Origin of the sequence: Virgisporangium ochraceum, from assembly GCF_016863655.1 — a bacterium.
Classification (GTDB): Bacteria; Actinomycetota; Actinomycetes; order Mycobacteriales; family Micromonosporaceae; genus Virgisporangium; species Virgisporangium ochraceum.
This window is the reverse complement of sequence record NZ_BOPH01000153.1, coordinates 1-13409: the sequence shown is the minus strand read 5'-3', so window position 1 is coordinate 13409 and position 13409 is coordinate 1. Positions and strand designations below refer to the sequence as shown.

The following is a 13409-nucleotide window of genomic DNA, read 5'->3' as shown; positions in this document are numbered from 1 at the left end:
GGCCCCCGGCGTCGGCTACCGTGCCGGCATGCCTGTCGCCGTGGTCACCGACTCGACGGCCGCGCTGCCGCCGTCCCTCGCCGCTGGTCTCACCGTGGTGCCGCTGACAGTGATCATCGACGGGGTCGAGGCCCAGGAGGGCATCGGTGTCGCGCCGGGTGCGGTCGCCGAGGCGTTGACCGCGGGCAAGCCGGTCAGCACGTCCCGGCCCGCTCCGTCGACGTTCGCCATCGAGTACGAGCGACTGCTCGCCGCCGGTCACGACGCGGTCCTGTCGGTGCACCTGTCGTCGAAGCTGTCCGGCACGTGGGAGTCGGCCGCGCTGGCCGCCAAGGACTTCGCCGACCGGGTCCAGGTGATCGACTCCGGCGGCGCCGGCATGGGCATCGGCTTTCCGGCCGTCGCCGCCGCGGCCGCCGCGTCGGCCGGCGGCGATCTCGCGGCTGTCCGGGCCGCCGCACTGGCGGCGATAGACCGGACCACGACGCTGTTCTACGTCGACACGCTCGAGTTCATGCGCCGCGGCGGTCGGATCTCCGCGACGTCGGCCGCGGTGGGGACGGCGTTGGCGGTGAAGCCGATTCTCGGTATGCGCGACGGTTCGGTGGTTCCGCTCGAGAAGGTGCGCACGAGCAGCCGCGCGATCGCGCGCGTGGTGGAGCGCGCGGCAGACGCGGTCGGCGACGCGACCGTCGACGTCGTGGTCCAGCACGCGGCGGCCCCGGAGCGCGCGGACGCGCTCGCGTCGGCGTTGTCGTCTCGGTTGAGCGTCCGGGAAAGGTATGTCGGGGAGGTGGGCGCGGTGCTGGCCGCGCACTCCGGTCCGGGCCTGGTGTGCGCGGTGCTGCACCGCGTCCCATAGCCGGGTCGGCCGGTGGTGGGAAGCTTGTCCACAGGCGGATCCGGATATCCACAGAACGGAAATGACCGGTGCGCCGGGGGATGACGGCGACATACGTTGCCCGGCATGCCGTTCCGTCGCAGCCGTTCCGCTGTCTCCGAGGTCGACGCCGATCCTGTTGTCGCCGCGCGTCTCACGCGGGTGGTGGGTCCGGAGAGTGGTGTATTCCGGCTCGTCGCTGACCAATCCGACGCTGTCGGCTCCGTCGGTTCCGTCGGCTTCGCCGACGGGCCGCGGTTCGCGGGTGAGGCGGCGCTTCCGGAGGACCCGCCGGATCCCGCGAAAGCCAGCCGGGCGCTGGCGGCCTTCGACCCCGGCCGCAGGGCGGTCCGGGCGTTGGGGGTGTGCGCACTCGTCGTGGCGCTGGTGGTGGGTTTCCTCGTATGGCGTTCCCGACCGAGGGCCGAGCCGGTGGCGGCCGGCGCCGACGCGGCCACCGTCGCGCCGGCGCCACCGTCGTCCGCGGCGGTCGGCATCGTGGTCTCGGTGGTGGGCCGGGTGCACCGCCCGGGCCTCGTGCGGCTGGCGCACGGATCCCGGGTGGCCGACGCGATCGAGGCCGCCGGCGGGGTCCTCCCCGGCACCGACCTCGGTTTCCTGAACCTGGCCCGCAAGGTCGTCGACGGTGAGCTGCTCGCGATCGGCGTCAGCGCGCCACCGGTCGCGCCCGGCGCCGGTCCCGCCGCGGGGGCTCCCGGCGGCCTGGTCAACCTGAACACCGCCACCGCCGCGGAGCTCGACGCGCTGCCCGGCGTCGGTCCGGTGCTCGCCCAGCGCATCATCGACCACCGCACCCGCACCGGTGGGTTCCGGTCGGTGGAGGAGCTCCGCAAGGTCGAGGGCGTCGGTGATGCCCGGTTCGAACAGCTCAAGGACCTGGTGACCGTGTGAGCGCCCCGACGCCGACGAAGGCGCCGCCCGACGTGCGGCTGGTCGGGTTCGCGGCCGGTGTGTGGCTGTCCGCGCTCGTGGCGCTGTCCCTGTCGGCGAGCGTCGCCGGGGCGGTGGCGCTGGGCGCGGCGGGTGTCGCCGCTGCCGTCTGGCGGTGGTGGCCGGGCGTCCGACCGGAGACCCGGCCCGCGGCGGGGGCAGCCGGCCGGGTGCTCGTGGCCGTGCTGCTCGGCGGTGGGCTCGGTGCGGCCGTCACCGCGGCGCGGGTCGCCGAGCGTGACGCCGACCCGATCCGCGACCTCGCGAACAGCCGGACGGCCGTGCGGGTCGAGCTCGTCGTGAGCGACGATCCGCGGGCGATCAACGGCCGGCCAGCCACGTACCTGCTTCCCGCCCGGCTCCGTCTCATGTGGACGGACGAGGTCCGGGTACGGTCAGGCGCACGGGTTCTCGTGCTGGCCGGGCACGCGGGGTGGCGCGGCCTGCTTCCGGGTCAGGTGGTGCAGGCCCGGGGACGGCTGCAGCCGTCGCGCGGTGGCGACCTGCGCGCGGCGGTGCTGTCGGTCAACGAGGCGCCGCGGCTGCTCGGTCGGCCGTCGGCCGTGCAGCGCGCGGCCGGGCGGCTGCGCACGGGATTACAGAAGGCCTGTACGTCGTTGCCCGCCGCGCCGGGTGGGCTGCTCCCCGGGCTCGTGGTGGGCGACACCAGCCGCCTCGATCCGGCCGTGGAGGCCGACTTCCGCACGACCGGGCTCACCCATCTCACGGCGGTGTCGGGCGCGAACTGCGCCATCGTGGTCGGCGCGGTGCTGCTGCTGGTCCGGGCCGCCCGGGCCGGGCCGCGCGTGGCGGCGGTGCTGTCGATGCTCGCGCTCGTGGGGTTCGTCGTTCTGGCCCGGCCGTCGCCGAGCGTGTTGCGGGCCGCGGCGATGGGGGCGGTCGCCCTGATCGCGTTGGCGTCGGGACGCCCGCGCGCCGCGCTTCCGGCCCTCGGCGCGGCCGTGGTGGTGCTGGTGGTGGTGGATCCGGAGCTTGCCGGGTCACCGGGTTTCGCGTTGTCGGCGCTCGCCACGTCCGGGCTCCTGCTCCTGGCGCCGCGGTGGCGCGACGCCCTGCGCCGTCACGGGGTGCCGGCCGGGGTGGCCGAGGCGCTGGCGGTGCCGGCGGCGGCGCAGGTGGCGTGTGGACCACTCGTGGTGGGGCTGTCGGGAACGGTCAGTATCGTCGCGGTCCCGGCGAACCTGCTCGCCGGGCCGGCGGTGGCACCGGCGACCGTGCTCGGGGTGGGCGCGGCCGTGCTGTCGCCGGTGTGGGCGGGTGGCGCGGAGTTCCTCGCGTGGCTCGGGTCGTGGCCGGCGCGGTGGCTGGTGCTCGTCGCCCGGTACGGGGCGGAGGTGCCGTCCGGGGCGGTGCCGTGGCCCGACGGTCCGAGCGGCGGGCTGCTGCTCGGCGCGGTCACCGTCGCGCTGCTCGTCACCGGGCGGTGGCCGGTGGTCCGGCGGTTGTCGGTGGTCGTGGCGCTGGCGGCGGCGGTCACCGCGGTCCCGATACGGGTCCTGACCACGGCGTGGCCGCCGCGGGACTGGCTGGTCGTGGCGTGCGACGTCGGCCAGGGCGACGCCCTCGTGCTGGCGGCCGGGCGCCATGCCGGGGTGGTGGTCGACGCGGGTCCCGATCCGGTGGCGGTCGACCGCTGTCTGCGCCGGCTCGGGGTCCGATCGGTGCCCTTGCTGGTGATCAGCCATTTCCACGCCGACCACATGGGCGGGGTGGCCGGGGTGTTCCGGGGACGGTCGGTGGGGGCGGTGGTCGTGCCCGACCACGCGGAACCGGCCGCGGGACGGGCCGCCGTGGTCACCGCGGCGGCCGGAACCCCGGTGGGAGTGGCCGGTCCGGGCTGGGCCGCCGCCACGGGCCGGCTGCGGTTGGTGGCACTCGGTGCGCCGGAACCGTTGCGCGGCACCCGGTCCGATGTGAACAACAACTCGCTGATCGTGCGGGCGGAGTCGGCCGGGTACGTGTTCCTGCTGGTGGGTGACGCGGAAACCGAGCAGCAGCACGCCCTCCTGGCGCGGTACGGGCCGGCCGGCCTGCGCGCCGATGTCCTGAAGGTGGCCCACCACGGGTCGGCCTTCCAGGACCCGGAGTTCCTCACCGCGGTCGACGCGTCGGCGGCGCTGGTCTCGGTGGCGACGAAGAACGACTACGGGCACCCGAACGCGGGCGTGCTGGCACGGGTGGCGGCCGGCGGCGCACGGGTCATGCGCACCGACCGCGACGGCGACGTGGCGGTGGTGACCGACGGACGGCGGCTCGCGGTGGTCGCCCGCGGGGTGGAGCCGGGACGCCGAACATGACCGGTCACATGCGGTGGGGGAGGGGAGTTCCTATGGGTTTCTCAAGCGGCTTGGCGGGGTCCGTCCGTTGGCTTCTGCTGGCAGAGGTTCCGCGCGTCTGCGGGCGTAGTAGGCGTGGAACGGCGGATGGACAAGGGACGCGCGACGGGGGCAGGCGGTCATACCGGGCCGGGCGACCGAGGCATCTCTGGTTGGGATCGGGCCGGCCCCGAGGTGTGCCAGGGCGGGCCGGTTCGTATGTCTCAGGCGCGTGGCAGCATGGCGCCATGGCTGACGCTGCGAACGTCCACTTGGTGGTCGGTGACGAAGAGCTCCTCGCGTCCCGGGCGGTGGCCGGGATCGTGGCGGCCGCCAAGGCTGCCGACGCCGACGCCGAGGTGCGCCAGTACGAGGCGGGCAGCCTGGTGCCGGGGGAACTGGCCGAGATGCTCAGCCCGTCGCTGTTCGGGGGGAACAGGGTGCTGGTCGTACGGGCGGCCCAGGACGCCAAGAAGGACGTGATCGCCGCGCTGGTCGGGTACGCGAAGTCGCCGGAGCCCGATGTCACGTTGGTGCTGCAGCACAGCGGCGGCGCGAAGGGCAAGGCGCTGGTCGACGGGCTCAAGGCGGCCAAGGCCACGGTCACCGCGGTCGTGAAGATCACCCGTGCGCGGGAACGGGTCGAGTTCGTCACCGCGGAGGTGCGTCGGCTCGGCGGCCGGGCCAACGAGGATGCCGCCGAGGCGCTCATCGCCGCCGTCGGCACCGATCTGCGTGACCTGGTGGCGGCCTGCTCGCAGCTGGTCGCCGACACCGGCGGCACCATCGACCGGAAGATCGTCGCGCGGTACTACCAGGGCAAGGCCGAGGTGAGTGGCTTTCAGGTCGCCGACGCCGCGATGGTCGGCGACGTCGCGGGGGCGTTGGAGGCGCTGCGGTGGGCGCTGCACATCGGCGTCGACCCGGTCCCGATCGCCGACGCGCTGGCCGATGGCATTCGCACGGTCGCGCGTGTCGCGTCAGCCGGAAGGGGCAATTCGTACCAGATAGCGGGAAATTTGGGCATGCCGGCATGGAAGGTCGAGCGTGCCCAGCGTCAGGCCCGTGGCTGGACGGCCGATGCGCTCGTTGATGCCATGCGAGTGGCCGCTGAATGCAACGCGGCCGTCAAGGGCGGATCCGACGACCGGGAGTACGCCCTGGAACGTGCGGTGTTCGCCGTCGCGGCGGCGCGTCAGGGAGGTGGTGGTGCTCGATGAGTACCGATGGGCAGGTGGCCGGGCGCGCCCCGATCTACGCCAGGTTGTTGCGGCTGCGCCGTATCAAGATCACTGGGCTGATGAGTTTCCTGCTCCTGGAGTGCACGATCGCGGTGGCGATCCTGCTCGCACTCGCTGAGCTGGTCAGCTGGTGGGCAGTGCCGCTGCTGCCGATTCTCGTGGCCGTGATGGTGAAGGTCAACGACATGGTCGGCGGGCCGGCGAAGACGCCGGTCGCGGCCGCCGTCGGGGGCGCGCGTGCGTCGCGGGTCCCCCCTCAGCGTGACGAGGTGAGCGAGCAGTTCTTCGACGACGAGCCGCTCCCGGACGAGGTCATGCACGCCGATCTTCCCGACGCGCGTCCCGCGGCGCGGTTCGAGGCGCCGTCCGCCGCTCCGTCCGTGGCGCCGTCCGTGGCGCTTTCCGACGCGCGCGAGCCGGCTCCGGTCGAGCGCGAGCGGGTCGAGGTGCGCACCGGCGGGTGGACCGTCGACCGCCCGACCGAGGAGATCATGCTCCCGGCGGCCCTGACCGGTCGGCCGCGCCAGCGGCAGGCGGCCTGGACCGAGCGCGCCGCGATGGAGCACGCCGCCACCACCGAGTTCCAGATGATCACCGACGACCCGGCGCCGGAGCACGGCGTCGACGCGCGCGGCTACGCACAGGACCACTCGCGGGCCGCGCGCGCGGTGAACGAGGCCTACGCCGCGTACGAATCGCCGGACGACGCGCCCGCCGGACACGCCGCGCGGTCCTCCCGCGAGGTGTACGAGACGCACGAGTTCCCGGGCGTCCGCGACACGGCCGACGGATACGGCCGCGAGGTGTACGAGACGCACGAGTTCCCGAGCGTCCGCGACACCGCCGACGCGTACGGTGGCCAGACCTACGGCGCGCAGCAGGCGGGGTACGGGTACGGGTCCCGGCAGTACGACGGTCGCGACGAGCGCGCAGACCGGGAGGCGGGTTACGGCTACGCGGCCTCGTCCGGGTCCGAACACGGGGCCGGCGAGCGTGCACAGTCGGAGGCACACGGATACGCCGAGCACGAGCACGAGCATGGCGCCTACCAGCGGTACACGGCCGGCGGCCAGGCCGGTTACGAGACCGCCCACGAGCACGCACCGGCAAACGGATACCCGGAGGGCTACGCCGCCCAGGGCTACGGCGAGCAGGGGTACGGCGAGCAGGGGTACGGCGAGCAGGGGTACGGCGAGCGGGGGTACGGCGCGGGCGGGCACGAAGCGGCCGTTCCCGACCACAGGCATGCCGCGGCCGGATACACCACCCGCGAAGCCACCGACTCCCGGTACGCCTCCGGGGAGCACGAGGTTCACGGGTACGCCACCCACGAACACACCGCGTACGCGTCCAGCGATTACACGTCCCACGACTACACGTCCGGCCAATACGCCTCCAACGGGTACGCCGACCGCGCACACGCCGCCAGCGCACACACGGCCAGCGAATACGCCGCCAGCGAATACGCCGCCAGCGAATACACCTCCAATGAGTACGCCGCCGGCGAGCACCGCGCCGACGCGCACGACTACGACTCGGGGGAGCGCCGGCACGCTGCATCCGAGAACGCCTACGAATACGAGGCGGCGTACGGATACACCGACCGGGAACACGCCGGGAACCAGCGCGTCGCGGCGTACGAGCAGTCGGGCCGCGACACGTCCAACTCGGGCCGGCACGCCGCGCTCGCGCCGTCCGCGCAGTGGTCGGGCGACCCCGCCGCGCTCGCGCCGTCCGCGCAGTGGTCGGGCGACCCCGCCCCGGTCGCGCCGTCCGCGCATCGGTCGGGCGACCACACCCCGGTTGCGCCGTCGGCGCAGCGTTCGGAGGACTACGCCGACCGGGCGGAGCCGGTGTGGCCGGCAGAGGTCGTCGCGGCCGGGAACACCTGGTCGATGGCGGAGACAGTCCCGGCGGTGCCGGTGGTTCCGGCGGCTCACCCGGTTCGGGAGGCTCACGCGGTTCGGGAGGCGGGGGCGCACGGGGTCCCGGCGGATTCGACCTCGCGCACGACGCCGGCCGCCGCCTTCCCGGCGCAGGCGGCGCCGGTGGCCCGGCCGATGTCCGCGGGTTCGCTTGCGGCGGCGGGCAGTGCGCTGACCGCGCGCGGCCGGTCGGCCGGTGAGGCGCCGCAGCGTCCGACGGAGCAGGCCCGCGCCGCCGCTCCCGCGCGGGGAGCCGACGACCGGCCGCAGCAGCCGGCCCGGCAGGGCGCCAGCCACGCGGCGAGCTACTGGAGCCGGGTCGCGGCTGGTCAGGGTCCCGGCATGGCGGCGGCGCGGCCTGAGGGTGGGGTCCCGCCGAACCTGCCCGGTGCGGCGGCGCCCCGGCGCGCGCAGCTCTTCGGCGCCGCGGTGCGGCGGTCGATGGCGGCGCAGGCGCAGCAGATCGGCATGAACGCCCTGGGCGGCACCACCCGGGGGGCCAGCACCCGCCGGACGCGGGACGCGGGGAGCGACAGCGGACGTCACTCGCGGGGCGAGGGCAACGGCACCGGGCGACAGGGCATCCGTTTCAACGACAGGGGTTTCGGCCGCCTGCGGGACGCCTGACCGTTCAGGAGAACCGTGACTGGTGACGCCGCCCGGAGCTTTCGGGCGGCGTCACCTGTTATTGCGGCCGCGTGGTGCGCGGAGCGCGGTGTGCGGTCGCGGCCGTGCAGACAGGCGGTGTCGCGGATGGTGCCGGGCGGTGCGGGCACGAGGCGGCGTGCGATCAGGTTGGCTTCACGGTGACGTTGCCCGCTTCCGACTGCGCCGTCACCCGATGACCCGACCCCGGGTCGACAGCGACGCTGACCTCCCGGTCGCCGGCGTCGGTCGTCGCGTCGACCGCGTACGTGCTGCCACCGGGGAGCCGGACGGTCACCGTGCCGGCGTCGGTGCGGGCGGACGTCTGTGCCGGGGCCACCTGGTGTGCCAGTGACACCTCGCCCGCCTGGGTGCGCACGTCGACGTGCTGGCTGCGGAGGTTGCTGGCGTCGATCCGGCCGGCGGTGGTCTCCACCTTCAGGTCGCCACCCAGGTCGCGCACATCGACGGCGCCGGCCGTCAGCTTGACCTCGACCGCGGTCGAGCCGGCACCCGGATGTCGAACGACACGTCGCAGCGGTCGTGGCGGACGGTCTTGCCGCAGCCGTCCACGTCGATGTAGAGGGTGGTGCCGTCGACGCGGTGGGACGTCGTGGGCTCGTCGCGCGTGTAGGAGATCTTCTCGGTGACGGCGACCGGGCCGTCGCCGGTGTGTACACGGACGGCGCCCTCGGTGCCGGTCAGCACGAGCCGGGTGACGGACCCGGAGACGTCGTAGCTGTCCTGCCGCTGGGAGACCGGCCCGGTCGTGCAGGCGGACAGACCCAGCAGAGCCACAGCCGCGAGCGAAGCCGCAGGAACGGCCGGGCTGCGTACCAGGGAGGTCACGGCGAAGCGGCGCGTGGGCGAGGTAGTTCGCTGATCCATGTCAATGAGCGTCGTCGCCGGGGGTGCCCCGGATCATCCGGGCGCCGCCCTGAGCGGCCCCTGAAAGCCGACCCCGAGACCGTCTGAGGGCGGCCCTCAATCCGAGGGGGAGGCCCGGAAACAGAACCTGGAGGTGCGAGCCCACACGAGGGGGCTCGCACCTCCAGGATCTGACGTGCTTGCGGCCTGGATCAGCCGGCAGTCGACGCGTGCAGCTTCTGCGCGATCGCCGACTTGCGGTTCGCGGCCTGGTTCTTGTGGATGACGCCCTTGCTGGCAGCCTTGTCGAGCTGCTTGCTGGCGGAACGCATGAGGGTCGTCGCCGTGTCGGTGTCGCCGGCGGCGGCCGCCTCGTGGAACTTGCGGATCGCCGTCTTCAGCGAGGACTTGACGGACTTGTTGCGCAGGCGGCGCTTCTCGTTCTGCTTGTTCCGCTTGATCTGCGACTTAATGTTCGCCACGCGACAGCCTTCGTTTGGTCGTTCGGGTTCACTACGGGAATTGCACGGGACGCGATACGCATCACCATGCGCAAGGAGCCAGCCTACCAGCCGACCCCGCGACGGGCCAAAACGGCGCCGTCACCTGCGTTCAGTTGGACGCCGAGGGCGACGCCGACCCGCTGCCGGACGGACCCACGGACGGCGGCGCCGACGCCGGCGGCTGGTACGGGATCGCGCTGCCCTTCACGTACTCCGACCAGGGGCGGTCCCAGTCGGTGTAGCCGTCGCCCCACTTCACGCGCGCCTCGGTGCCCTTGATGATCACCGGGTCGCCGATCTGGGTGAGGTTGTAGAGCCACTTGGCGGCTTCCTCGGGGAGGTTGGTGCAGCCGTGCGACACGTTGCGCTTGCCCTGGTCGGCCTCGGACCACGGTGCCGAGTGCAGGTACTCGCCGCTCCAGGTGACGCGTTGCGGCCAGTACACCTTGGTGCGGTAGCCGTCGGCGGAGTCGACCGGGACGCCGTAGGACGACGAGTCGAACCACTCCCACTCGTTCTTCACCATGACGATGAGGTTGCCGCCGTCGGTGGGCGTCGCCTTCTTGCCGAAGCTCACCGGGATCGTGCGCAGCAGCTGGCCGTCCTTCGTCACGGTCATGTGCTTGGTGGCGTTGTCGGCCTCCATGATGATGCGCGCGCCGACCTTCGCGTTGATCGTGAGGTCCTGCGAGCCGTAGCGGTTGTTGCCCAGGTGCAGACCGCCGATCGCCGCCCGGACCGACAGCTTGGTGCCCGCCTGCCAGTACTCCTTCGGGCGGAAGTGCACCTCCTTGTTGTTCCACCAGTGCCAGATGCCCTCCTGGGCCGGCTCGCTGGTGACGAACAACCGCTTCTGCACAGCGGCCCGCTGGTCCTTCGCGATGTCGTTGCTGAAGCTGACGATGATCGGCATGCCGACCCCGACGGTCTGGTTGTCGGAGATCACCGTGGACGCCTTACCCAGGCTGCCCGGCTTCGCCATCGTGGTGAACGTGACGGTCTTGGCCTCGGACTTGCCGCTGGCCGACGTCGCCGTGATCTTCGCCGTGTACTGCGTACCCCACGCGAGCATCTTGGCCGGGACCCACGACGACTTGTCGGGACGCGGGGTCCCATCGATCTTGTTGCCCGCGGCGTCGGTGAGCTCGACGGTGCTGGAGGTGCCGTCGGTGGTGTAGGCGATCTCGGTGGCCGCCGGGACGTTCGTGGCACCCTCCGCCGGGGCGGTGACGGCCACGTTGACGGGCGCCTCGGCCGGGGTGTCGGCCTTCGGCTTGCCGTCGGCGCCGTACCACTTCGGCTTGTCGCCGCCGCAGCCGGCGGTGACGAACAGCACCGCGGTGGCCAGGGCGGCCGCCCCGTACCGGGTCGCGGCGCGGAATCGCCGTGGCGCCGATGGGCTCGTTCGCATCGTCGTCGTCTCCAAGATCACAAAAGCGGCGGACGGCGACCACATGGATGTGATCGCCATACTTCTAGACGCCGTACTTCTCCCAAGGAACGTCCCAGGCGGTCCAACCGTTACCGTGTTGCAATACGCGTTCGGTGCCGCGGACGATCACCGCATCGCCGATCATCGTTTGTTCGAACAGCCACCGTGCCTGGTCGGGGGCAAGGTTAACGCATCCGTGTGACACGTTTCGCACGCCTTGGTCCTTCACCGACCAGGGAGCGGAATGGATGTACTCTCCGCCCCACGTCAGTCGCTGCGCGTACTGGATGTCGACGCGGTAGCCGTCGGGCCCGTCGGTGGCGCGGGTGTCGAAGACGGTCTGCTCGGCCTTCTCCATCACCACGAGCTGCCCACTCGACGACGGCGTCGACGGCTTGCCCAGGCTCACCGGCATCTCCCGCACGAGCTGCCCGTTCACCAGGACCCGCATCTTCTTGGTCGCGTTGTCGACGTCCATCACCAGCGACCGGTCGGCGATCTTCACCGTGGCCGAGCGGTCGGTGTCGCCCCATTTCGCGCCGATCGGCAGCCCGGTGAGCGCGCTGCGCACCGTGATCGTGGTGCCCGGCTTCCAGTACTGCTCCGGCCGGTACAGCACCATCCGCGACGAGTGCCAGTGCCAACGCCCGGCCTGCGCCGGCTCGGACTTCACGAACAGCCGCCGCGCCACCGACGCCCGGGCCGCCTCCGGAATGTCCGACTCGAACTCGACCGCCACCGGCATCGCCGTGCCGTACGTCTTCCCGTTGAACAGGTACAACCCGGAGCCCACCTTGCCGCCACCCGGCCGGGCCATCGTGGAGAAGGTGGTGGTCTTCGTCTCAGGGGTCCCGTTGGTCGCGGCCGCGGTGACCGACGCTGTGTAGGTCCGGTTGTATTCGAGCGGAGCCCCCGGCACCCACGTGGTTCCGTCCGCGCGGAGCTCGCCGCCGATGTTCTTGCCCTTGTCGTCGACCAGCGTGACCGTCGTGACCTTGCCGCCGCTGACGCGGGTCTCCACCTCGGCGGTGATCGGAAGGCCCTTGGTGCCGGCGACCGGCCCGACCTCGAACACGAACGGCTCCGGCGGCGGGCTGGAACTGGCGGGCGCCGCCGTGGGCGCGGCATCGGCCTTGTCCGGCTCGTCGTTCCCACAAGCGGCCAGACCCAATGGGACGAGTAGAGCTATCGCAACGAGCACTCGCCGGACTACCATCTGTACTCCTATTTCCCCCACACCCCGTGGCGGGGACTCGGACATGGTGCCGTATGGGCGCACGCTTGCGCGACTGCCTGCCCCGGGGGTTATCCGGTTGGGACCGGGGGCGGGGTGCGTGCTAGGGTTTTGGCGTTCCAGTGAGCGCCGCTAGCTCAACTGGCAGAGCAGCGGACTCTTAATCCGCGGGTTCGGGGTTCGAGTCCCTGGCGGCGCACCATCTGACCTGCGAAAACGGGTCTATTATCTGTCCATTGTGGACCTGGGTTGCTCGTAGGTTGCTCGTCTGTTCGGGCGGGGTCGCGTCCGGTTTCATCCGTTCCTAGTGGTGGCGGTGCGCGTACCGTCTCGACCGGTCCTGTGGCGTCCGGGCGCGAGTGCTATTGCGGTGATACGGCGGCGGGGTCGGGGTTCGCCGCATTCTGGCTATGTTCGGGCATCTTCGCCGGGCCGGTAGCGGGGTGCGAACGGACTCGTGGGCCGGTTCTCGTCCAGGCCACCGTTGCGAGCGGTGGTCGTGGCCGCCGGCCCTGCCGTGTCCGCCACCCCGGGGTCCGCCACCTCGAGGCCTCACGTCTCGCCTGCCAGGCCGGGATTGAGCGGTAACCCGGAGCCGAGACGACCACCAGGCGCATCGTGGATGCCTCCACTGGGGGCGACAGGCCGACGCGCTCCTGACCGGGCCTGCATCATCAGGTTCTCGGCACGGGCGACCGCGGCGCGGGGCGGCGGGCGTCCGGCGGGCCGTACGCTGGTCCGGCACCCTGCCACGGTGTGCGATGACGGGCCGGTCCGCCCGATGCACAAACGGGCCGGCTCGTCACGCTTGTCGCGGGAACCGGCCGGCGAGACACATCCGGCCATGCACATCTGAGTCGACGGTTCGACTGTCTCTTGTGGCGCCGACATGAGTTCGCTTGCCCGGGGAGTGAAGACTCGCCGATGACGTAACCATGCCTCGTGGAAGCTCGTGTAAGGGAGCCGGTTCGGCTGGATCCGCTTGGACATCGGCCAGAACTCGTTTCCTCCCGGATACGGCAGAACCACCCAGGAGCCGCCTGCCGGTGATGCGACACCCCTCCGGCTCCGAGCCCGACCAACGGGTCAGCCGTCGTCCTGTCCGCCGTCGGTAGGGCACACGCCGACGTACAACCGGTCCTTCGTCGCCTATGACGACTCCTGACGCCGATGAACAGGACGCCCGGACTGATCGTCGCCCCACGGACCGCCACACCAGCCTTTTCACGGGCGAAGATCCGGTAGCCATGGACGCCACACCAGAAGCCGACAAAGCAGAACCAGATCGTCGCAGTCGACGATGATGTCACCGACCCGGCCTGCCACCGATCGTGAGCCGACAGCGCACTTCACCTCTGGCCAGCTCCACGCGATCTTGGCTTCCGGATCTGCCGA

At 72.2% G+C, this 13409-nt stretch carries 10 protein-coding genes and 1 tRNA gene; 6 read left to right on the top strand and 5 right to left on the bottom strand.

Going from position 1 to position 13409, the window contains the following annotated elements; genetic code table 11:
- The first annotated feature begins 28 nt into the window (after positions 1-28).
- The 5 genes from Voc01_RS51020 (at position 29) to Voc01_RS51000 (ending at position 7960) form a co-directional block, all read left to right on the top strand.
- Positions 29-862 (top strand): DegV family protein, encoded by an 834-nt coding sequence (locus tag Voc01_RS51020; RefSeq protein WP_203935064.1) that lies wholly within the window; start codon positions 29-31, stop codon positions 860-862.
- Positions 863-967: 105 nt separating this feature from the next.
- A complete protein-coding gene (locus Voc01_RS51015; RefSeq protein ID WP_203935063.1) occupies positions 968-1792 on the top strand; it encodes a ComEA family DNA-binding protein in 825 nt (274 codons plus the stop codon).
- Positions 1789-4149 carry a ComEC/Rec2 family competence protein gene (locus tag Voc01_RS51010; protein WP_203935062.1) on the top strand — a complete coding sequence of 787 codons (2361 nt, stop codon included), beginning with the start codon at positions 1789-1791 and terminating at the stop codon, positions 4147-4149. Before Voc01_RS51015 ends, Voc01_RS51010 begins: the two co-directional genes overlap by 4 nt.
- A gap of 266 nt (positions 4150-4415) precedes the next feature.
- Entirely contained in the window at positions 4416-5387 is a 972-nt protein-coding gene (holA, locus tag Voc01_RS51005; protein ID WP_203935061.1) for a DNA polymerase III subunit delta, read from the top strand.
- A complete protein-coding gene (locus tag Voc01_RS51000) occupies positions 5384-7960 on the top strand; it encodes a hypothetical protein (protein WP_203935060.1) in 2577 nt (858 codons plus the stop codon). The genes holA and Voc01_RS51000 overlap by 4 nt, the downstream gene beginning before the upstream one ends.
- 163 nt (positions 7961-8123) lie before the next feature.
- Here the strand turns inward: Voc01_RS51000 and Voc01_RS50995 are convergent, their stop codons facing one another.
- The 5 genes from Voc01_RS50995 to Voc01_RS50975 all read right to left on the bottom strand — a co-directional run bounded on the left by Voc01_RS50995 (position 8124) and on the right by Voc01_RS50975 (position 11996).
- Positions 8124-8441 (bottom strand): DUF4097 family beta strand repeat-containing protein, encoded by a 318-nt coding sequence (locus Voc01_RS50995; protein WP_203935059.1) that lies wholly within the window; start codon positions 8439-8441, stop codon positions 8124-8126.
- A gap of 17 nt (positions 8442-8458) precedes the next feature.
- Positions 8459-8866: a hypothetical protein gene (locus Voc01_RS50990; RefSeq protein WP_203935058.1), complete on the bottom strand. Its 408-nt coding sequence runs from the start codon at positions 8864-8866 to the stop codon at positions 8459-8461.
- A 191-nt stretch (positions 8867-9057) separates the two neighbouring features.
- The gene (gene rpsT, locus Voc01_RS50985) at positions 9058-9327 is read right to left on the bottom strand and encodes a 30S ribosomal protein S20 (protein WP_203935057.1); all 270 of its coding nucleotides are present in this window, start codon (positions 9325-9327) and stop codon (positions 9058-9060) included.
- Positions 9328-9457: 130 nt separating this feature from the next.
- Positions 9458-10759 (bottom strand): L,D-transpeptidase, encoded by a 1302-nt coding sequence (locus Voc01_RS50980; RefSeq protein WP_203935056.1) that lies wholly within the window; start codon positions 10757-10759, stop codon positions 9458-9460.
- 64 nt (positions 10760-10823) lie between these two features.
- A complete protein-coding gene (locus tag Voc01_RS50975; RefSeq protein WP_203935055.1) occupies positions 10824-11996 on the bottom strand; it encodes a L,D-transpeptidase in 1173 nt (390 codons plus the stop codon).
- A gap of 144 nt (positions 11997-12140) precedes the next feature.
- Here Voc01_RS50975 and Voc01_RS50970 point away from each other — a divergent pair.
- Positions 12141-12216, top strand: a tRNA-Lys gene (locus Voc01_RS50970).
- The last annotated feature ends 1193 nt before the right edge of the window (positions 12217-13409 follow it).

Excerpts from the sequence above, each read along its gene's own strand:
- Voc01_RS51020 (WP_203935064.1), top strand. The coding sequence starts at position 29 with ATGCCTGTCGCCGTGGTCACCGACTCGACGGCCGCGCTGCCGCCGTCC.
- Voc01_RS51015 (WP_203935063.1), top strand. The coding sequence starts at position 968 with ATGCCGTTCCGTCGCAGCCGTTCCGCTGTCTCCGAGGTCGACGCCGAT.
- holA (WP_203935061.1), top strand. The coding sequence starts at position 4,416 with ATGGCTGACGCTGCGAACGTCCACTTGGTGGTCGGTGACGAAGAGCTC.
- Voc01_RS51000 (WP_203935060.1), top strand. The coding sequence starts at position 5,384 with ATGAGTACCGATGGGCAGGTGGCCGGGCGCGCCCCGATCTACGCCAGG.
- Voc01_RS50990 (WP_203935058.1), bottom strand. The coding sequence starts at position 8,866 with ATGGATCAGCGAACTACCTCGCCCACGCGCCGCTTCGCCGTGACCTCC.
- Voc01_RS50980 (WP_203935056.1), bottom strand. The coding sequence starts at position 10,759 with ATGCGAACGAGCCCATCGGCGCCACGGCGATTCCGCGCCGCGACCCGG.
- Voc01_RS50975 (WP_203935055.1), bottom strand. The coding sequence starts at position 11,996 with ATGGTAGTCCGGCGAGTGCTCGTTGCGATAGCTCTACTCGTCCCATTG.